The organism is Bradyrhizobium sp. ORS 285 (assembly GCF_900176205.1).
Classification (GTDB): Bacteria; Pseudomonadota; Alphaproteobacteria; order Rhizobiales; family Xanthobacteraceae; genus Bradyrhizobium.
This window is the reverse complement of record NZ_LT859959.1, coordinates 2,088,233-2,107,337: the sequence shown is the minus strand read 5'-3', so window position 1 is coordinate 2,107,337 and position 19,105 is coordinate 2,088,233. Positions and strand designations below refer to the sequence as shown.

At 66.0% G+C, this 19,105-nt stretch carries 16 protein-coding genes; 5 read left to right on the top strand and 11 right to left on the bottom strand.

Annotation, left to right across the window (positions count from 1 at the left end; all coding sequences use genetic code 11):
* Positions 1 to 89: 89 nt before the first annotated feature.
* The 5 genes from BRAD285_RS09510 to BRAD285_RS09490 all read right to left on the bottom strand — a co-directional run bounded on the left by BRAD285_RS09510 (position 90) and on the right by BRAD285_RS09490 (position 8,030).
* Positions 90 to 1,961 carry a hypothetical protein gene (locus BRAD285_RS09510; RefSeq protein ID WP_006609854.1) on the bottom strand — a complete coding sequence of 624 codons (1,872 nt, stop codon included), beginning with the start codon at positions 1,959 to 1,961 and terminating at the stop codon, positions 90 to 92.
* A 12-nt stretch (positions 1,962 to 1,973) separates the two neighbouring features.
* Positions 1,974 to 3,839 carry a flagellar hook-associated protein FlgK gene (gene flgK / locus BRAD285_RS09505; protein ID WP_006609853.1) on the bottom strand — a complete coding sequence of 622 codons (1,866 nt, stop codon included), beginning with the start codon at positions 3,837 to 3,839 and terminating at the stop codon, positions 1,974 to 1,976.
* Between the two features lie 44 nt (positions 3,840 to 3,883).
* A complete protein-coding gene (locus BRAD285_RS09500; protein ID WP_006609852.1) occupies positions 3,884 to 5,686 on the bottom strand; it encodes a flagellar hook-basal body complex protein in 1,803 nt (600 codons plus the stop codon).
* Between the two features lie 318 nt (positions 5,687 to 6,004).
* Positions 6,005 to 6,508 carry a peptide-methionine (R)-S-oxide reductase MsrB gene (msrB, locus tag BRAD285_RS09495; protein WP_006609851.1) on the bottom strand — a complete coding sequence of 168 codons (504 nt, stop codon included), beginning with the start codon at positions 6,506 to 6,508 and terminating at the stop codon, positions 6,005 to 6,007.
* Positions 6,509 to 6,602: 94 nt separating this feature from the next.
* Positions 6,603 to 8,030: an FAD-binding oxidoreductase gene (locus BRAD285_RS09490; RefSeq protein WP_006609850.1), complete on the bottom strand. Its 1,428-nt coding sequence runs from the start codon at positions 8,028 to 8,030 to the stop codon at positions 6,603 to 6,605.
* A 105-nt stretch (positions 8,031 to 8,135) separates the two neighbouring features.
* On the opposite strand from BRAD285_RS09490, the gene BRAD285_RS09485 reads away from it, so the two are divergent.
* Together BRAD285_RS09485 and BRAD285_RS09480 are read left to right on the top strand one after the other, a co-directional pair.
* Positions 8,136 to 8,678, top strand: a complete 543-nt coding sequence (locus tag BRAD285_RS09485; protein WP_006609849.1) for a histidine phosphatase family protein — start codon at positions 8,136 to 8,138, stop codon at positions 8,676 to 8,678.
* Positions 8,679 to 8,730: 52 nt separating this feature from the next.
* Positions 8,731 to 9,156 (top strand): universal stress protein, encoded by a 426-nt coding sequence (locus tag BRAD285_RS09480; RefSeq protein WP_006609848.1) that lies wholly within the window; start codon positions 8,731 to 8,733, stop codon positions 9,154 to 9,156.
* Positions 9,157 to 9,573: 417 nt separating this feature from the next.
* Here the strand turns inward: BRAD285_RS09480 and BRAD285_RS09475 are convergent, their stop codons facing one another.
* Both BRAD285_RS09475 and BRAD285_RS09470 read right to left on the bottom strand, forming a co-directional pair.
* The gene (locus tag BRAD285_RS09475; RefSeq protein ID WP_006609847.1) at positions 9,574 to 10,161 is read right to left on the bottom strand and encodes a YdcF family protein; all 588 of its coding nucleotides are present in this window, start codon (positions 10,159 to 10,161) and stop codon (positions 9,574 to 9,576) included.
* 92 nt (positions 10,162 to 10,253) lie between these two features.
* On the bottom strand, positions 10,254 to 10,841 hold the full coding sequence (locus BRAD285_RS09470; protein ID WP_083846323.1) for a hypothetical protein: 588 nt from the start codon (positions 10,839 to 10,841) through the stop codon (positions 10,254 to 10,256).
* Between the two features lie 48 nt (positions 10,842 to 10,889).
* Here BRAD285_RS09470 and BRAD285_RS09465 point away from each other — a divergent pair, with 48 nt between their 5' ends.
* Entirely contained in the window at positions 10,890 to 11,321 is a 432-nt protein-coding gene (locus BRAD285_RS09465) for a hypothetical protein (protein ID WP_006609845.1), read from the top strand.
* Positions 11,322 to 11,326: 5 nt separating this feature from the next.
* Here BRAD285_RS09465 and BRAD285_RS09460 read toward each other — a convergent pair whose 3' ends face one another.
* Both BRAD285_RS09460 and BRAD285_RS09455 read right to left on the bottom strand, forming a co-directional pair.
* On the bottom strand, positions 11,327 to 12,733 hold the full coding sequence (locus BRAD285_RS09460; RefSeq protein WP_006609844.1) for an MFS transporter: 1,407 nt from the start codon (positions 12,731 to 12,733) through the stop codon (positions 11,327 to 11,329).
* A 164-nt stretch (positions 12,734 to 12,897) separates the two neighbouring features.
* Positions 12,898 to 13,404 (bottom strand): ferritin-like domain-containing protein, encoded by a 507-nt coding sequence (locus tag BRAD285_RS09455; RefSeq protein WP_006609843.1) that lies wholly within the window; start codon positions 13,402 to 13,404, stop codon positions 12,898 to 12,900.
* 398 nt (positions 13,405 to 13,802) lie between these two features.
* Between BRAD285_RS09455 and BRAD285_RS09450 the strand changes: the two genes are divergently transcribed.
* Together BRAD285_RS09450 and BRAD285_RS09445 are read left to right on the top strand one after the other, a co-directional pair.
* Complete coding sequence (locus tag BRAD285_RS09450; RefSeq protein WP_006609842.1) at positions 13,803 to 14,894, top strand: YbhN family protein; 1,092 nt, start codon at positions 13,803 to 13,805, stop codon at positions 14,892 to 14,894.
* Between the two features lie 139 nt (positions 14,895 to 15,033).
* Positions 15,034 to 16,983, top strand: a complete 1,950-nt coding sequence (locus BRAD285_RS09445; protein WP_035644750.1) for a hypothetical protein — start codon at positions 15,034 to 15,036, stop codon at positions 16,981 to 16,983.
* Positions 16,984 to 17,225: 242 nt separating this feature from the next.
* Here the strand turns inward: BRAD285_RS09445 and BRAD285_RS09440 are convergent, their stop codons facing one another.
* Complete coding sequence (locus tag BRAD285_RS09440) at positions 17,226 to 17,834, bottom strand: DUF2147 domain-containing protein (protein ID WP_035644760.1); 609 nt, start codon at positions 17,832 to 17,834, stop codon at positions 17,226 to 17,228.
* A gap of 171 nt (positions 17,835 to 18,005) precedes the next feature.
* Complete coding sequence (locus BRAD285_RS09435; protein ID WP_006609839.1) at positions 18,006 to 19,034, bottom strand: NAD(P)/FAD-dependent oxidoreductase; 1,029 nt, start codon at positions 19,032 to 19,034, stop codon at positions 18,006 to 18,008.
* Positions 19,035 to 19,105: the final 71 nt, after the last annotated feature.

Here is a 19,105-nt window from a genome sequence, read left to right as displayed (position 1 = left end):
CTCCAGACAAAGAGGCTCTCGCCCCAGATCTGAACAAAAGCTAAAGAGACGTGGTTAACGAAAGCCTAACCACCGCCTCCCCCGTTGTTTTACAGGTATTTGACCAGGGTCAGCTGGGCGAGCATCGCGGTGGTCTGATAGGACGCCTGCAGATTGGTCTGGAGCTGCAGAATCTGGCTCGCGACCTCCTGCTGCGAGATCCCCTCGGTCTGGTCGACCATGGCCTGCATCGCCGCCTTCGCCTGGGTCTGGCGCGCCGTCGCGTCCTTCATCGTGGTCTGGGCGTTGGCGAAGTCGGTCTGGATATCCGAGATCGTCTGCTGGCCGAGCTGCGGCGTCAGGTTGGCGGCGATGCGCTGGCTGAGCGCGCCGATCTGCTGCCCCGCATTGGCGCCCGCCGGCGGCGTGTTGACGGCGGCATAGACCGCAGTCTGCTGCACGAGGTTGCGGATCGCGAACTCGTTGCCCTGGGCGCCGAACTGGATGCTCTGCGCGGTGTCGATGCGGATCGTCGCGCTGGATCGCGCCGAGCCCGGGCCGCTGTTGCCGGTGTACCAGTTGACCGTATTGGCCGAACCGTTGACGAGGCTGGTCGCCGACGCAAGCGGTGAACCGGACACACGCAGCGGCGGCGTCGGCGCGGTGACCGTGCCGGAAAAGCCCAACGCCGCGAACGCGCCGGCATTCGAACTCGACACCGAGAAGCTCGCGGCGTTATCGGTCCGCAGAGTGATCACGCCGCCACTGACGGTGGAGGCCTTCGACGTGCCGCTCAGCGTGTCGATCTTCGAAAGCAGCGTCTGTACGCTATCGCCGACATTGATCTGATTGTTGCCGACGGCGCCGGAGGCGACGAAGGTCAGCGTCTGCCCATTCACCGTCAGGGTGTCGCCGGCGGTGAAGTTGGTCGAGATCGAGTCGGAGTTGGTCCCGCCCGACAGCAGCGTCGCGCCTGTGATTGGCGCCGGCGTCGCAGCCTTGTTGTTGACGGCGGTGCCCGACACCGCGCTTGCGGTGTTGAAGAAGTTGTCGCCGGCCGTCACGGCGGAGGCCGCGACCAGCGAGGTGTTGGCCAGCGTCGTGAGCGCCGTATTCAGCGCCGCATTGAGATTGGCCGAGGTCGCCGCCGGCGTCGCGCCGATCGCAAACGTGTTGGCAGGCGCCGGCGTCGTGGTCGAGGCCGTCAGCTTGATCGCTTCCGAGGTGCCGTCGGGCAGCTTGAAGGTGAAGCTGATCTGGTCGCCGGCGTTGGGATTGCCGGCGGTGAGATCGACCGAGATGCCGGCCGGCGAGCCGGACGGCCCGGTCACGGTCGCATTGGTCAGCGACGAATTGACATTGCTCAGCTTGAAGCCGAAGGGCGACCCCGCGACATCTTCCGAAAGCGTGATCGGCATCGTCGCCGAGGCCGAGAGATTGAGACGACCGAGACCGTTCAGTCCGAGATCGGCCTGCTGCCGCTCGGCGATGACCTGCTTCAGGCCGGCTTGCGTGGCCGTGCCGTTGAGGATGTCGTCAGCCGAGGCGATCGCCGGCCGGTCGGTGGCGGTGCCGGAGAAGATGAAGCGGTCGCCGACCTGGGTATTGAGAATGCCGGTGATCGCCGACAAATTGGACAGCGCCGTGAGCTGCCCCGTGGTCTGGCCGGTGCTGGTCAGGTTCTGCGGCGTCGCCGAGGCGCCGCTCTGGACTTGCCCGTTGATCTTCGACAGCGACTGCAGCGAGGTGTTGACCGCGCCGATCACCGTGTTGACGTGGGTCATCGTCAAAGTGAACGAGGAGATGTTCGCGAGCTGCGCCCGCGCCGCGATGGCAAAGCCCTCGTCCGGGCCCATGCCGGCGTATTGGTTGGACTTGACGCCGCTCGAGAGCTGGGTTGAGAGGTCGGCGAGCTGGTTGGAGATGTTCCGCACGGACAGGCCGAGCAGAGACGTTCCGTAGTTGACACTGGTGATCGTCATCTTACACGCGCCTTACTGATAGGCCTGGAGCAGGCTCTGCATCATGCTTTGCACGACCGACATGATATGGGCGTTGGCCGCATAGGTGTTCTGGACCTGGATCAGGTTGGACATCTCGCTGTCCATGTTGACCCCGGCGGTGGCGTGGAACTTTTCCTTCAGCGTGCTGACGACCACGCTCTGGCCTTGGTTGAGCTGCGTCGCGAGGTTGGCGGCGCTGCCCTGCTGGCTGACGAACTGCTGCAGATAGCCGGACACCGTGCCCTGGAATGGCTGCGCGGCCGATCCGAGCCCCGTCGTCGGCGAGTAGCTGAAGCTGGCCGAGGTCAGCTGCGCGAACAGGAAGTCCGGCCGCGTCGAGTCGCCCGCCGGCGTCTGCGGCGAGGTCGAATAAGTCGACAGCTTGGTGGCGTCGTTGAGCAGCGCCGGATTGACGTTGAGCCGCCCGGCGAGACCGGTCATCTGGATGCCGGTCGAGGTGATCTTGCCGGTGTAGAGCGCGCCGCCATCGGTGAACAGCGGCAGCTGCGCATTGCCGCTCGCCAGTGTCTGCACCGTCGTGGTCGACGAGGCAGCCCTCACGGTCGCCTGGCTGGTACCGTCATCGGTGATGCGCAGCGTCGTGCCGGAGGGATTGGCGAACTGCAGATGCGCCGACCCGAGCGCGCTGTTGAGCTGCGTCACCACCGAGGCCATGCCGAGCGAGAAGTCGACGCCGACATAGGACGGGTTGGCGCCGGTCGCATTCTGCAGCGGCAGCGCGGCGGGATCGTTGACGTTGACGATCTTGACCTGGCGCTGGACGTTGCTGGAATCCGTGTAGGTCAGATTGATGGTGTTGCCGGCGAGCAGGCCCGTGGTCGAGACGTCGAAACCCGCCGGCGGGCCGGTCACGGCGGTGCCTGCCGTCGTCTTGTCCGACAGCGCCGAGGACATCGTCGCAGCGAGCTGGTCGGCCTGGGTCTGCGCCTGCACCAGGGTTTGGTCGCGCAGCTTCAGGTCGGCCGCGATCTGGCCGGAGTTGAGCAGATTGTTGGCGACGACGTCGAGCGACACGCCGTTGGACAGCTTGATGTTGAGCTGGCCGACGCCGGTCTTGGTTGGATTGCTGTTGTAGAGCGAGGTGGCATCCAACGTGCCCGGCGAGGAGAAGGTGAACTCCGAGGTCAGCCCGGCGCCGACCAGTTGGATGCCCGAATTGGTGAACACGCTGATGCCGTTGGTCGCGTCCGGGACGACGCGGATGTCGACATATTTTGAGAGCGTGTCGATGGCGTTGTCGCGCTGGTCCTGCAACGTCGCCGACAGCGGATCGGAGGGGCTGAGCCCCTGCAGCTGCATGTTCAACGTGCCGATCTGCTTGATCGCCGCATTCGCCTGCGTCGCCGAGTTGCCGATGTCCTGCTCGACATTGGTACGCAGCGTCTGGATGCCCTTGGTGGTGGCGTTGAGCTGCTGCGCCAGCCCCTGCGCCGCCGACAGTGCGACGGATTGCGCCGACTGGTTGCTCGGATTGTTCGACAGCGACTGCAGCGCCGTCGTGAAATTGTTGAGCGCCGTCTCCAGGGTGCCGCTGCCGCCGGGCGTGCCGTAGACGCTCTGCAGCTGGGTCAGGATGTTGGCCATCTGATTGGCGTAAGCTCCGCCCGATGTCTCGGTGCGGAGCTGGTTCTGCACGAACAGGTCGAGCTGACGGTTGACGCCGGTCGTCATCACCGTCGAGCCGAAGCCGCCGGAGGCGACCTCGATTTGGTTCGGATTCTGCGCGACGTAGCCGGGCGTGTTGGCGTTGGCGACGTTCGACGAGATGATCGAGAGCGCCGCCTGCGTCGAGCGCAGGCCGGACATCGCGGTGGCGAGGGCTGAACTCAAACCCATGTTCGTTTGCCTTATGTCAATTCAACTGCCACGTGGCTGCGCGTTTAGCGCAGCACGTTCAGAAGATCCTGCACCATCGAATTGGCCGTCGTGATCACCTTGGTGTTGGCCGAATAGGCCTGCTGGGTCACGATCAGCTTGGTGAACTCGTCGGCGATATCGGTGTTCGAGCCCTCGAGCGAGCCGCCCGAGATCTTGCCGGTTGCACCGATGATCGCCTGGCCGGACTGATCGGTCGCCTCATAGGCACCACCGTCGAGCGCCTTCAGGTAGTTGGTGCCGTTGAAGTGCGACAGCGTCACCTGCGCCAGATTGATGGTCTGGCCGTTGGAGAAGGTGCCGGTGACGATGCCGCTGTTGTTGACGGCAACCGACTGCAGCTGACCGGCGGCGAAGCCGTTCTGCGAGATCTGGTTGATCGTCGCCGAGCCGATCGTGCTGGCATATTGCGTCAACGCGCCCGAGGAGATGTTGAGGCTGACCGTGCCGAGCGTGGTGCCGTCGACCACGACGTTGGGAATCGAGATGTTGGAGGTCGTCGGCGAGATCAGCGAGCCGTCGGAGGCGAATGTAAAGTTGGTGCCGACGTTCTGCCAGGCGACCGTCGAGCCGGTGGCGCTGGAGTTGGTCTGATAGAACAGGTTCCAGGTATCCTTGTGGCCCGTACCGAGGGTCGAGCTGTCGGTCTTGCCCCAGCGCAACTGGACGTTCACCGGTGTGCCCGACGAGTTGTAGGTCGTCACAGCGCCGCCCGAGATCGTCTCGTTATTGAAGTTGGTGAGGTCGTTTCCGATCACGATCCCAGTGCCCGCGCTGGAGTTGCGAGTCAGCGCGACCGGTGATGTCAAGCCGAGTGCAGTGAATCCCGCGGACGCACTGCTGAGGCTCCAGTCCTCGCCGCTGCCGGAATGCAACGTGATCTGGCCGGAGGTGATGGTTGGCTGCACGCCGGTCACGGCGCCGATCTTGGCGAGCAGCGTGCCGACGGAGTCGCCGACATTGATCTGGGTGCCCGACGCACCGGAGGCGACGAAGGTGAAGGTGACGACGTCGCCAGCGCTGCCGGTGAGCGTGATGGTGTCGCCAGCGGTGAAGTTGCTCGAGATCGAGTCGCCGCTCGCACCGCTCAACAGTGTCGAGGTCGTGATCTGCGCCGGGACCTTGTTCTGAGCCGTGGCGCCAGTCACAGTCTTGTCATAGTAGAAATTGGTACCGACCGGCAGCGGCACGTTCGACAGGTCAGCCGAATTGAGGCCGCCGGCCGCGACCAGCGTGCCCGTGGCCGCATTGCCGCTGGCGGCCGTCTTCGGCTGCGTCGGCAGGTTGGCGGCGTATTGGATCGCGGTGGTCGCCTGCGCCGGAACGAAGTTGTTGGCGAACTGCAGCACGGTCGGCACGTTGCCGGTGGCGTTGCCGGTCTTGGCGTCGACCGCGACGCCCATCAGGTAGTAGCCGGCGCCGTTGATCAGGTTGCCGTTGGCGTTGAGCTGGAAGTCACCGCGGCGCGTGTAGTTCGTGACGCCGGTGAAGACCGGCACGTTGTCGACCACCGACGAGGCCTTCTGCACGTTGAAGAAGCCGTCGCCGTTGATCGCCATGTTGGTGGCGACCGAGGAGGTCGAGACCGTGCCCTGGGTGGTGATGGTCGCCTTGGCGAAGGCGGTGACGCCGCCGGCGTTCTGCCGGGTCGGGTTGGTGGCGTTCGGAATGAGGTCTTCGAAGCTGGTGCCGATGCCCTTGTAGCCGGTGGTCGAGGCGTTCGCGATGTTACCGGAAATGTTCTGCAGCGCGAATGATTGAGCGGACAGGCCGCTCACCGAGGTGTTCATCGCGTCGAAGATACCCATACCATTCTCTCCACATTGACCCGGCGGCCGGTCCGCCCTGGGCCGCGTTTTCGTGGAGATGTGTCGCAATCACCGTGCCAGATGGCATTTCGCTGTGAAATCAGCGACTTGAAAAATAACGACGTGAAAAAAGCGGTATCGAAAGTGGTGAACAATTGCCGAGCCGGCAGTTCTTGCCGGGGCAGCCGCGCACGATCGCGCTCCGGCCTGGCTGCTTGCGACAGGCGCCGGCGCGTCCTCAAGACCCGCTTTTCAAGGTCTTCAACGGACGCGCGCGACAATTCAGGCGAAGAATTTTTGCCAGGCGCAGAATTTTTGTCAGGTCGACGACGGGCTCGCGGGGTGGAACACCAGCGACAATCCGTCCATGCAATAGCGCAGGCCGGTCGGCTTCGGGCCGTCGTCGAACACGTGGCCGAGATGGCCGCCGCAGCGCCGGCAATGCACCTCGGTGCGGACCATGCCGTAGGTCTTGTCCTGGCGGGTGCCGACCGCATTGTCGAGCGGCTTGAAGAAGCTCGGCCAGCCGGTGCCGCTGTCGAACTTGGTCTCGGAGGAGAACAGCGGCAGGTCGCAGCCGGCGCAGGCGAAGGTGCCCTTGCGGTGCTCCTTCAGAAGCGGGCTGGTCCAGGGTCGCTCGGTGCCTTCTTTCCGCAGAATGTCGAACTGCTCCGGCGTCAGTTGCGCACGCCACTCCGCCTCGGTCTTCTCGATCTCGAACTTCTCGGCGGCGCGGGCCGGTGCAGAGCCGCCGAGCCAACGCAGGGCAGCGAAGCCGAGCAGGCCGGCTGTGGTCGTGAGCATCATGCGTCGGTCGATCATGGTTGCCTCCGTACGGCGGTGGGTTACCGGATTTACGGATGAGAGTCCGCGAAGTTACGTCGGCCGCGGGGCCTCCGGCTCACTTTCTTGCGAGCTAGCCGCCCTCCCCGGCATCCGGACGGCGGGTGAGGTCGGAGGGCTGCGGCCGCAGCGGCAGCCGCGAGCCGGGCCGCTGCGCCGCCCTTTGCCGCGCTTCGGCCGCCCGGATCTCGCGGAGGCGCTCCTGCGCCCTCGCCCGCTCGCGGTGCCGCGCCAAGGTGCCGGCCGCAGCGGAGCGGCCACGAACCCAGAGATTGACGACCTGACCGGCCACCCGGCCGCTGACGCCGCCCGCCCAGACCAGCTCGAACGGCGAAAACAGCTTCCAGCGCTCGTCGCCAGCGAACATGCCTTGCGCGATCAATTGCCCGGCCATCGCCGAGGTGTTCATGCCCTGGCGGCCGAAGCCGCTCGCCACCCACAGGCCTTTGCGGAGCTGGCCGATCTGCGGCATGCCGTGCACGGTCTGGCCGGTGACACCGCCGAACGTCTCGGTGATCTCGACCCGGCCGAGCTGCGGGAACACGGTGCGGATGCGGCGCTGCAAGGCCGAGGCAAACCCGCTCGGGCGCGCGTCCCAGGTCGTCTCCGGGCTCGCCCACATCAGCCGGTCGCCGTCGACGATGCGGAAATGATCGATGCCGTCGGTATCGCTGACCGAGCCCCTGAAGGCGATCGCCTCGGCGAGCTGCTCACCGAGCGGCGCGGTGACGCCGCCATAGCGCCACACCGGCAGCAGCGTATCCGACAGCTTCTGCAAGGGCGCGCCGAGATGAATGTTCCCCGCCAGCACGATATGCGAGGCCCGCATCCGCGCCGACGGCGTCACGATGCGCTTGCGCACGCCGGAGGCGTCGATGCTGACCACCGGCGTGTCCTCGAAGATCCGCGCTCCGGCCTTGTGCGCCAGCCGCGCCAGCGCATGAACATACGTCCGGCCGTCGAGCTGGAACGCCCGCGGGTAGTACACGCCGTGGAAATAGCGGCTGGTCTTGAGCTCGCTGCGGACCCGCTCGACCTGCCAGCCCTCGACCTCGGTGTCGAAATCCTCATGCAGCATCTGCAGCCGGCGGATCAGCGCATCGCCGGCATCGACGTTGGACACCTCGAGCGCGCCCTCGCTCAAGCCGATGCCCGGCATCGAGGCGGCCTGGGCGCGGATGAACTCGGCCCCCTCCCATGACAGCGCCCACAGCGCCCGCGCCCGCTCCAACCCGACACGCTCGATGAGGTCCGGCAGCGCCAGGTCGAACCCGGGCAGCACCGTACCGACCATGGCGCCGGAGGCGTTCCAGCCGACCTGACGGCCTTCCAGCACCGCGACGCTGGCGCCCTGGCGCGCCGCGCACAGCGCCGTCGTCAGCCCGGCCAGCCCCGCCCCGACCACGCAGACATCGACGTCGAGATCGAAATTCAGCCTCGTGCGGGCGATCGCAGCTGCGGCATCCGCGTCATCGTTCACGCTTGTGAAAGTCTCGCTCATGGCGTTTTCTTAGCGAACCCTGTGCCGGACGTCATGACGCTTTTAATGGCGATGAAGAGACGTGGTACAGCCTGACCCAGCCTGACCGATTCGAGACCGGAATCCATGCGCCGATTGATGCTGCTGCGCCACGCCAAGACCGAGACTGACGCGCCCTCGGGCCGCGACCAGGACCGGCGTCTCGACGAGCGCGGGCACCAGGATGCCGCCATGACCGGCGACTTCATCGCCAGCCACCCGCCCGGGCCGGAGCTGGTGCTTGTCTCGACCGCCGTGCGCGCGCAGCAAACCTGGGAGCTCGCGCGCGCCGCGATGCAGGACCGCGTTCCCGCGCCGCAGGTGGAATCGGTGCCCGAGCTCTACGCCGCCGAGCCGATGCAGATCCTGCATCAGATCCGTCTCGCCGCCGCGTTAGATCCCAAGCGGCTGCTGGTTGTCGGCCACAACCCCGGCATGCACGAGCTGGCGCTGGCGCTGATCGCCCACGGCGATGCCGACGCCCGCCATGAGCTGATGCGCAACATGCCGACATCAGGCCTCGCCATCTTCGACTTCGATACCGATGATTGGGGCGGTGTCAGCTTCGCGCGCGGCCATCTGCTGGCCTTCGTCACGCCGAAGCTGCTCAAGCAGGGCTCGGTCGATTGACAGGCCGAGGCCGCCGACGCGTAATGCGGCGGACTGAAGAGGAGGCCTCGCGATGTTCAAATCGATCCTGGTTCCCATCGATCTGGCCGACACCGACCTCGCCAAGCCCGCCATCGCGACGGCAGCCACCTTGGCGGAGACGTGGCAGGGCACCGTGCATCTGCTCAACGTGATGCCGATGACCCCGGTGATGCTCGCCGAATATGTCCCCGCCGACTTCGACGCCCAGCAGCGCGAAACCGCCGAGGAAGCGCTATCGATCGTGGCGCGGGAGTCCGGCATCCCCACCGAGCGCATCAGCTACACGGTTCGCCAGGGCGGCATCTACCACGAGATCCTGGAGGAAGCGGCCAAGGTGCACGCCGACCTGATCGTCATGACCTCCCACCGCCCTGCGATGCGCACGTATTTCCTCGGCAGCAACGCGGGACATGTGGTGCGCTACGCCAAGTGTTCGGTGCTGGTGGTGAGGCCGTAGCAGCTATCGGGCATGACCGCAGTGCTTGGATATCAGCCGATAAGCCGGTGCTCGTGAATGCGCCCTCTCCCCTTGCGGGAGAGGGCATGTAGGACAGCGCGGCAAGCTCGGTTGGGTGAGGGGTATGCCTCCCCAAGCGCAGTTCGCGGAGACATACCCCTCACCCAACCGCGTGAATGGATAGGCCGTACATGCCCTCTCCCGCAAGGGGCGAGGGCACTGCATCTAGCAGCGCGCTAGAAGTTCTGATCCGTAGGGTGGGCAAAGGCGCGCCCGGATAAACTTATTAGTCCCGACTGCCTGAGCGCGCCGTGCCCACCGTCTTTCGCTGAGAGATTTCGGTGGGCACGCCATCGCGCGGCTTACGCCGCACGACGTCTTTGCCCACCCTACGGACCGTCAGCCCCGCTTCTCACATCACGGCCACGCCGCAATGAACCCCTTCGCCGTGTAGCTCTCGATCTTGTCCCATTCACTCAGCACGCGGCGGCGAAACTCCGGATGCGTATGCCACAGATGCCTTGGCACGCCGAAGCCATCGACCGTCAGCAGCATCTTCTCGACCTCCGGCCAGTGCCGCTGCACCGTCATCGCATAGCGCCGTGCGGTCCAGCTGTTGCCGAGGCAGATCATCGTCGAGACATTGGCGAGACCGAGCGCGGCGTCGATCACCGGCAGCGAGAACAGGACGTTCTCACCGGTGTTCATCGCGTGGTGCTCTTCGAGGATCCGCTCCGCAGGCACGCCGCGCCTCACCATGGCGGCCTTGATCAGCGTGCATTCGGAGACGTCAACCCCCGGCGTGATCCCGCCGCTGACGATGGCATGACGGAAATAGCCCTGCTCCCAGAGCCGTGCGGCCGCCTCGGCGCGCAACTCCTCGTCGACGCGGGTGCCGAACACGAACAGAAGATCAGCGGGCCGCAGCGGCGTGTCGGCGAAATGCCGGGCGTTGATGGCGGCGATCTCACCGGCATCGGGCAGACGGTGCGCGCGGTCCTGCATTATCCATCCATCTCCGAGAGCGGCCGACCATCCTCGCACGGCCAGACGCGGGCGCGCGGTCACTTTCGACCACCGACCATGTCACCGCGTGATCACGGCAGCAGCGCGGCCGGAATGTCCGTGAACGTGTAGCTGCGCGGCTGGTTGCGGGTGATGAAGCCGCCGACATACCAGGCGAACATCGCGGCGAAGCCGATCAGGAACAGTGCGCCCGTCCACTCGGCGATGATCAGCGCGCGCACCAGGAGGCCGGCCATCGCGACAGCGAACAGCGCGATCGCGCCCAGCGCCGCGCCATAGGTGATGCGGCCGAGACCCGCGCTGAGATGCGCCGCGCTGCCACTGGCGGCGAGCCGCGCATGCAGCGCCAGGATGAAGGCACGGTAGGCCTCGCTCTGCGGCGCCATCAAGGCCGCGGTCTGCCAGGAGGTCGAGATGACGCAGAGGCGGCGGCCGTCGCGATGGATAATGTCGGCTCGGAAACGCTTGGCCTGCATCGACACCGGCCGGAACGACAGCCGGATCGCGGCGATCTCGACATAGGGCCAGAGCCCGCTGCGGCCGGCGAACCGCCATGAAAGGCCCTGCTCCGTCAGCTCGAAGGCTTGCGCGGCGCCGACCAGCGACGCCTTGTAGGCGTAGCGGATGACAGCGTCGTCGGTGGTGAGAATCTCGGAAATGGCTCGGTCCTGTTGCGAAGGTCACGCGCCTTATCCTACAAACGGAGCATGAGCGAAACGATCCATTTTCCCCGCCACCTGATCCTCGCCGGTGCGATGGCCGCGGGCGTGCTGCTGGCGCTGGCCGTGCACATGCTCGGCGCGCGCTACGGGCTCGATCTGGGCGGGCTGTGGCAGAGTGAGGGCGCGTTCATGCCGGCGGGCTCGGCGATCGCCTGGTGGCTGATCGCGACCGTCGGCTTCTATAGCGGCTATTTCATCGCCAACATCATGCACAGCGCCGTCTCCGGCGAGATCCCGCAACGCGCGCGCAATTTTCTGGTCGTAGTCGGCGTGCTGATGCTGGCCGGCATCGGCCAGGCGATCTCGGGGCCGAGCCCTGTGCCATCGGCCTCCGGCGTGCTGGCCGGCCTCGCCGCGCTCTGCCTCGGCGCGCTGATGGCGTTCTGCGGCGCCAACTTTGCGCTCCGCAAGAGCTGAGCGCCTCACCGCGCGGCTCCACTCGGCGCGCCCCAGCGGATCACGCCCGCCGCCGCCAACATCAGGGTCGCAGAGATGATGATCGACAGCCGCAGGCCGTGCATGAAGGCGCCGGCCGGCCCGATCAGCGCACCGAACAGCGCCACGCCGAAAACGCTGCCGCTCTGACGGGTGGCGTTGAGCACGCCGGCCGCAACACCCGAGCGTGACCGGTCGACGCTGCCGAGCAAGGTCGAGGTCAGCGGCGGAACCATCAGCCCGAGGCCGCAGCTCAGGCCGACCAATTGTAGCGCCATCGCGGCGTAAGGCGTGCCCGGCGCGATCGGCAACAGCGCCAGGCAGGCCACAGCCGAGAGGGCCGCCCCGAGCGCGATGGTCACGCGCGCACCTACCCGCTCGGCAATCCGGGGCGCGAGCAGATTGACCGGGAAGACGACGCCGAACATTGGTAGGAAAGCCAGACCGGTCGCGAACGGCGACAGTCCGTTGATCTCCTGGAAGTACAGGCTGAACACGAAGATCAGGCCATAGATCGCGATATTGGCCAGCAGCCCGACCAGCGCGCAGCGCGCGAACAGCGGATGGCGGAACAGAGCCAAGGGCAGCATCGGCTGGGCGGCGCGCGCTTCCTGCCAGACGAACGCCACGGCAGCGATCAGCGCGACAATGACGCCGAGCATCACAAAGCTATCGGTCCAGCCGCGAACGCCCGCTTCGATCACCGCAGCGGCGAGCGCCCCAAGCGCGATTACGGCCGCGGCCTGTCCCGGGAGGTCGACGGCGCGGCCGGGATGAACGGGAGTCTCCTGGGCGTAGGCCTTCGCGAGCCAGAGCCCGATCAGCCCGATCGGCAGGTTGACGAAGAAGATGGCGCGCCAACCGGTGAGCGCGATCAGGATGCCGCCAACGAAGGGACCAGCGGTCAATGCCAGGCTGGCGCCGGCGGCCCAGATGCCCACGGCGCGGCCGCGCGCGGTCGGATCGGGATAGGCATGGTTCAGCAGCGCCAGCGAATTCGGCACCAGCAGCGCCGCTGCCAGCCCCTGGAGGCCGCGCAGCGCGATCAGGCTGCCGGCATCGGGCGCAAGCGCGCAGCCGACGGATGCAGCGGTGAACAGGGCAAAGCCCGCCATGAAGATGCGCCGCGCGCCAAAGCGGTCGCCGAGCGCGCCCGCCGTCAGGATGAAGGCGGCAAAGGCGATGGTGTAGGCGTTCACCACCCATTGCAGCGCGGCGACATCGCCTCCCAGCCCGCTGCGGATGCTATCGAGCGCGGTGTTGACGATGGTGATGTCGAGCTGGACGACGCCGAAGCCGAGGCTCATCGCAGCCAGCGTGAGCGCACCCGCCATGCGGGATAATGGCGCCGGCGTGTCTGGCGCCTGCAGTGCCGCCGTTGATGATGGCCTCATGCCGGACCTCCTTGGATGGGGAGACGGCGCTCACTCTAGCCTTATCTCTTCATCGATGCTTCGATATCGATCGAAGAATGCCTTTCATCGATCACGCTGAACCCTCGCGACGTCAAAACGCCGCGCGGATGGCGCGGCGTTTTGTCTCAGGAGCGATGAAGGGATCAGCTGGCCGCGCGCAAATTGACGCTGGTCTCGGCGAGCTTGGTCAGCTTCATGTCGGTCGCCTTCTCCTCGTCGAGCGTCTTCTGCAGCACGGCGGCGCAGTCGCTGCGGCCGAGCTGCTTGGCCCAGGCGATCAGGCTGCCATAGCGGGTGATCTCGTAATGCTCGGCAGCCTGGCCGGCATTGATCAGCGCAGCATCCAGCACGGTCTTGTCGGCCACCTCGCCGGCGACCTCCTCGGCCTCCTCGATGATGCCGTCGATCGCCGGGCAGTCGACCGCCTTGGCTGCGATGCCCTGCATCTCGAACACCTGCTCCAGCCGCTTCACATGCGTCCGCGTCTCTTCCAGATGCGTCAGAAAGCCTTGCTTGAGCTGCTGATCGGTCGCCTTGTCCGCCATCTTCGGCAGTGCCTTGATGAGCTGGTTCTCGGCGTAATAGATGTCCTGCAGCTGATGAACGAACAGATCGTTCATCGTCTTGATGTCCTTGGTGAAGAGTCCCATTTGCCACCTGTTCTCATGGTTTGGAACATGGCGGGTCCCTCCCCGACCTGACATGGCCATGTTCGTTTTCGCACGCGGCTAACCGGCTGCTGTAAGGGTTGTTCCGGGGCCGGCGGCCGATGCGGCTCGGAACTCCGGATGCCGGCGACACGTTTTGGTCAGCGCCGTTGCGCGCGCCCGCGCGGGTAACCAATTGGACCGAACTGAGGCGGCCGCCTCTCAGCTATGTGACTGGAGTGTGACAGACCCGCAAAGCGAACCCGGAGCTGCGCTGTGTCAAGGACTGCACAAGGCGCACGTTTTAGCTTAAGGAACAGGCTGTCACGGATTGCCCGCCCTCATCGACCAATGGTTTCTTTCCTTTTCCAGACCCAAGTGCCGCCCCGCCGGGAGGATGAATGCAGCGCCTGCTGACCACGTTGTCGCGTGGCTTCAAGAAATGGATCGGCTGGAAGCGGCTGGGGATTGCAGCGAGCCTTGCGATCATCGCCTTCGCGATCACCACGCTCGTGCGCACCTTGAAGGGCGTCGACGGCGGCGTCATCTTGACGGCGCTGACTGAGATTCCGCCCGGTCACATTGCGCTCGCGGCCTTGTGTGTGGTCGGCGCGTTCTGCACGCTGACCTTCTATGACTATTTTGCGCTGCGAACGATCGGCAAGAAGCACGTGCCTTATCGCATCGCGGCGATGAGCGCCTTCACCAGCTATTCGATTGGCCACAACATCGGCGCCACCGTGTTCACCGGCGGCGCGATCCGCTTCCGGATCTATTCGGACTACGGCCTGTCGGCGATCGATGTCGCCAAGATCTGCTTCCTGTCGGGACTGACCTTCTGGCTCGGCAATTTGTTCGTGCTGGGCATCGGCATGACCCTGCACCCGGCCGCCGCCACCGCGATGGACCAGTTGCCCCCGGCGGTGAACCAGCTAATCGCGATCGGCATCCTCGGCGCGATCTTCGCCTATCTCGGCTGGCTCTACGCCGGCAAGAACCGCCGCCAGCTCGGCCAGAACGGCTGGAAGGTGGTGCTGCCCTCCGCGCCGCTGACAGTGGTGCAGATCCTGATCGGCGTCGTCGATCTCGGCTTCTGCGCGCTGGCGATGTACCTGCTGGTGCCCTCGAACCCGCCGATCGACTTCCTGTCGCTGTCGGTTGTGTTCATCCTCGCCACCCTGCTCGGCTTCGCCAGCCATGCGCCCGGCAGCCTCGGCGTGTTCGACGCCGCGATGCTGGTGGCGCTGCCGCAGTTCGGACGCGAGCAGCTGCTCGCCACTCTGCTCGTGTTCCGCGTGCTGTATTTCGTGATCCCCTTCGCCACCGCAATCTCGATCATGGGCGTCCGGGAGCTCTGGCTCAATGTCGTCAAGCCGTGGCAGGAGCGGCGCAGGCTGCAAGGGGCGATCTCGGACGAGATCGCCGCCAAGCGCGCGACGGCGACTGCGCCGGCGGCCGTCCCGCACCGGATCAAGCGCCACTCCCAGGGCTGATCTCGGGATTGATCCCGAGGCTGATCCCTGGGCTGAGCCGACGATCTTTCGCCTGATGGCGCGCGTTCGACCTTCGACCCGGTTGAACTCGCGCGGCGTCCTCTTATTTCCGCCCCATCGCTGACGTGAATCCTTGCGTATGAGCCCCATGTCCCTTCGTCCGCTGCTCGCCGCCTGCGCGCTGGCCGGCCTGCTCGCCCCTCTCGCCGCCAGCCCGGCGGCAGCGCAGTTCGGCACCGCGCCGCAGCTGCAGATCAGCTGGGAGGTGCGCAACCGCTTCCGCCTGTTCCGGGAGGAGCGCGACTTCCTGCTGCATCTCGAGAGCACGCGCGACCGCTCGATCCTGGCAGCCGAGCAGGCCCTGGGCGTGCAGAGCGACGGCCGCGGCTGGGCCCGCAACATCGTCAACCGGCTGTGCATCGACCTCGCCGGCCGCGTCAACGAGCCGTGCACGCGCGACAACGTCAAGGAAAGCTACCTCACACCGATCGACCATCCGATCACCGTGCGCCTCACCGGCCCAGTGCCGGTCGGCGCCACCTGCGCCTGGTCGTTCGATGACGGCGACGGGCCGCAGACCTCCACCTTCGACTGCGCCGAGCCGGTCAATCTGCGCGTCCGCTACGGCCGCGAGACGGTCGCCCGGGTCGACGTCACGAGTCCGGAAGGCACGCGGCAGGTCTCCACCGGGATCCAGGTCCGCGACGTTCTCATCGCCGGGCTCGGCGACAGCATCGCCTCCGGCGAGGGCAATCCGGACCGGCCGATCGCGCTCGCCGACGAAGGCTTCTGCTTCCGCTCCTATCTCGGCGGCCCGACCGCGCAATATTATCGGCCGAGCCGCGCCGGCTTCAAAGGCGGCCGCGCCTGCGAGGCACCGGACACGCTGCAGAACTGGCAGAAGCACAGCGCGGTGTGGCTCAATGCCGCCTGCCACCGCTCGCTCTACAGCTACCAGACCCGCACGGCGCTGGCGCTCGCGGTGCGCTATCCGCATGTCGCGGTGACCTACCTGCCGCTCGCCTGCACCGGCGCGACCATCGCAGACGGCCTGTTCGGCAGCCAACGCGCGCGGGAGTGCCTGCCGGGCCGTTCGCAGACCACCTGCGCCGGCGGCGTCAACGGCCAGCTCGGCGAGTTGCGCGAAGCGCTGACCGCCGCCCAGCGCCGCCAGCCGGATCGCCGTCTCGATCTGGTGCTGCTGTCGATCGGCGCCAACGACATCAACTTCTCCGGCCTCGTCGCCGACGTCATCGTCGACACCGCGACCGAGCGGACGCTGTTCAAGCGCTCCGGCGTGATCGGCTCGGTCGATGAGTCCCGCGGCGAGCTCGCGCGCGATTTGCCGCGCGGCTTCGCCAAGCTGCGCGACGCGCTCAAGCCGCTGGTCGGCGATCTCTCGCACGTCATCTACACGTCCTACGGCAACCCGGCGCTGAGCGGCCCGGGCACGCCCTGCCCCGGCGGTCCGGCCGGCTTCGAGGTGCATCCCTCGTTCAACGCCAATCCGCAGCGGCTCGCCAATGTCGCCGGCTTCGTCGAGAACGAGTTCCTGCCCGCTTTGCGTGGTCTCGCGCAGTGCACGGCCGGCGTGCTGTGCCGCGACCCGCGCACCGAGCGCATGACCTTCGTCGATGCGCATCAGCCGGCCTTCGCCCAGCACGGCTTCTGCGCGCGCTCGCCGCAGGATCCGCCGTTCGACCGCGAATGCTTCGCCGCCAATGGCGAGAGCTTCGATGCCAACATCGTCTCCGCCGCCAACGAGCCGCTGCTGTGCGGCCGCGGCGCCAGCGAATATCGCCCGTATCTGCCGCGCGCCCGCTGGATCCGCGATGCCAATGACAGCTACTTCTCGGCGATGACCTATCCGCAGGGTCTGCCGGCGGCGATGCAGCCCGCCGACATCCATGATGCGAGCTGGGGCGTCTTGTCGGCCGTCTATGGCGGCGCCGTGCATCCGACCGCCGAGGGCCACGCCGCGATGGCCGATGCCGCGTTCCCGGCCGCCGCCGAAGTGCTCAACCTCGATGCGGCTGAGCCGAGCATTTCGAGCCAACCGCTGCCGCCGGCGGGTGGCGTGCAGCAATAGCTGCAAAGCGCCCCAGCGGCCCCTCAGCACACAACAGCGCTATCGCAAATGACGATAGAAGCTTTGCGCCCAATGATTCTCCACGTCGTCATGGCCGGGCTTGTCCCGGCCATGACGGAGTTACTATCTTCGGATCGTAAGTGGCGACCGCTCAGCTCAGGTTAAAGCTCGGACGCCACGCGCCGCGAGATCGCGACACGACGTCTATGAGCGATGCGGACGCATCGGCCGCGCCACACGAACTACTTCACCGCCGCCGGCTTCTTCATCATCGGCGGCGCCTGCTTCGTGGCTGGAGCGGTGGCGGTGGTCGCCTGCGCCGGCAGATATTTGGCGAGGATCGCAGGATCGATCTGCGCCATGTTGGTATCCGGCAGACGCGTCCAGGTCTCGTCCTTGCCGAACAGCGAGATACCGAGATAGCCGTGCAGGATCAGCGACTGCCCGTCCGGAGTGACCCGCATGTTGGCCTTCCAGATGTTACCGTCGCGGGGATTGAGGACATTGCCGCCCTCGTACTTCAGGCCCTCGCGCTTCATGTCGCGCACGAAGGAGATGCCGAGCACCGGCGCATTCTTGCGGTCGTCGGTGCACTTCGAGCAGACCTCGTTGGGGTTGTCGCCGGGACGCGGAAACGTCTTGGCGATCACGCCTTCGAACACGCCATCATGATCGATGAAGAGAAACCAGCCGACGGGACGGCCATCCTCGACCTTCTGCCACAGCCCGGCCGCGGTCGGCTCTGCTGCCAGCGCCGGCCGCGTCAGCAGCGCACCGCCAACAACGAGCGCGCCGAGCGCGAGCCTCGTCACAGCAGGCATCAGCCGAAGTCGGGGAAACGCGTTGCGCATCATCATCTCACCTTGACCAAGTCACAAAATGAATGGCCGCACAGTACGGCCGTTTCGTGCATCGTTCCAGCCCATAACAGGTCTGGCGCGCCGGTGAAACCGGCACACGCAGGAAACATTTCTTCACATTTGAGTTGGTGCTGCGGCGAAAAGTTCCACGCCGTAGACAAATTAGTTGACGCCGAGCTTCTTCTGCAGGCTCGACGACGACGTCGTATACTGGAACACCAGCCGCTTCTCCGGATAGACGTAGCGATGCGCCTTCTGCGCCATCAGTGCGCCCTCATGGAAGCCGCACAGTATCAGCTTGATCTTGCCGGGATAGGTATTGATGTCGCCGATCGCGAAGATGCCGGGCACGGAGGTCTCGAACGCGGAGGTCTCGACCGGGATCAGATTGTGCTCGAGCGCGATCCCCCATTCGGCAACGGGTCCGAGCTTCATCGTCAGTCCGAAGAACGGCAGCATCATCTCGCAAGGGATGGTCTCGACAGCATTGTCGTTGCCCTTGATCGTCGCCGCGGAGAGTTGGCCATTCGCGCCTTCGAGCGCGGTGACCTGGCCGATGCGCAGGTCCATCTTGCCGCCTGCGACAAGCGCGCGCATCTGCTCGACGCTATGCGGCGCGGCGCGGAAGTCGTCGCGGCGATGGATCAGCGTGATGCGCTTGGCGAGCGGATGCAGATTGAGCGTCCAGTCGAGCGCAGAGTCGCCGCCGCCGACGATGACCACATGCTTGTCGCGGAACTGCTCCATCTTGCGCACGGCATAAAACACCGAGGTGCCCTCATAGGCCTCGATGCCCGGCACCGGCGGACGCTTCGGCTGGAACGAGCCGCCGCCGGCCGCGATCACCACGACCTTGCACTCGAACACCTTGCCGGCATCGGTGGTGACGCGGAATCCGGGATCGCCGATCTTCTCGACGCTCGCGACCATCTCGCCGAGATGGAAGGTCGGGCTGAAGGGCTTGATCTGCTCCATCAGCTGATCGGTCAGCCCCTGCCCCGTCACCATCGGCACGCCGGGAATGTCGTAGATCGGCTTCTCCGGATACAACTCGGCGCACTGCCCGCCGACCTTGTCGAGGATGTCGATCAGATGCGCCTTGATGTCGAGCAGCCCCAGTTCAAACACGGCAAACAGTCCGCAGGGACCCGCGCCAATGATCAGCACATCGGTCTTGATCGCTTCACTCATGTCGCTCTTCTCGTTGGAGGCGCCGCTCGGAGGATGGCGGCAGATGGCGGTTCCGAATTTGTAGCCAACGG

Excerpts from the sequence above, each read along its gene's own strand:
- BRAD285_RS09510 (WP_006609854.1), bottom strand. The coding sequence starts at position 1,961 with ATGACGATCACCAGTGTCAACTACGGAACGTCTCTGCTCGGCCTGTCC.
- flgK (WP_006609853.1), bottom strand. The coding sequence starts at position 3,839 with ATGGGTTTGAGTTCAGCCCTCGCCACCGCGATGTCCGGCCTGCGCTCG.
- BRAD285_RS09500 (WP_006609852.1), bottom strand. The coding sequence starts at position 5,686 with ATGGGTATCTTCGACGCGATGAACACCTCGGTGAGCGGCCTGTCCGCT.
- msrB (WP_006609851.1), bottom strand. The coding sequence starts at position 6,508 with ATGATCGACCGACGCATGATGCTCACGACCACAGCCGGCCTGCTCGGC.
- BRAD285_RS09490 (WP_006609850.1), bottom strand. The coding sequence starts at position 8,030 with ATGAGCGAGACTTTCACAAGCGTGAACGATGACGCGGATGCCGCAGCT.
- BRAD285_RS09485 (WP_006609849.1), top strand. The coding sequence starts at position 8,136 with ATGCGCCGATTGATGCTGCTGCGCCACGCCAAGACCGAGACTGACGCG.
- BRAD285_RS09480 (WP_006609848.1), top strand. The coding sequence starts at position 8,731 with ATGTTCAAATCGATCCTGGTTCCCATCGATCTGGCCGACACCGACCTC.
- BRAD285_RS09475 (WP_006609847.1), bottom strand. The coding sequence starts at position 10,161 with ATGCAGGACCGCGCGCACCGTCTGCCCGATGCCGGTGAGATCGCCGCC.
- BRAD285_RS09465 (WP_006609845.1), top strand. The coding sequence starts at position 10,890 with ATGAGCGAAACGATCCATTTTCCCCGCCACCTGATCCTCGCCGGTGCG.
- BRAD285_RS09460 (WP_006609844.1), bottom strand. The coding sequence starts at position 12,733 with ATGAGGCCATCATCAACGGCGGCACTGCAGGCGCCAGACACGCCGGCG.
- BRAD285_RS09455 (WP_006609843.1), bottom strand. The coding sequence starts at position 13,404 with ATGGGACTCTTCACCAAGGACATCAAGACGATGAACGATCTGTTCGTT.
- BRAD285_RS09450 (WP_006609842.1), top strand. The coding sequence starts at position 13,803 with ATGCAGCGCCTGCTGACCACGTTGTCGCGTGGCTTCAAGAAATGGATC.
- BRAD285_RS09445 (WP_035644750.1), top strand. The coding sequence starts at position 15,034 with ATGAGCCCCATGTCCCTTCGTCCGCTGCTCGCCGCCTGCGCGCTGGCC.
- BRAD285_RS09440 (WP_035644760.1), bottom strand. The coding sequence starts at position 17,834 with ATGCGCAACGCGTTTCCCCGACTTCGGCTGATGCCTGCTGTGACGAGG.
- BRAD285_RS09435 (WP_006609839.1), bottom strand. The coding sequence starts at position 19,034 with ATGAGTGAAGCGATCAAGACCGATGTGCTGATCATTGGCGCGGGTCCC.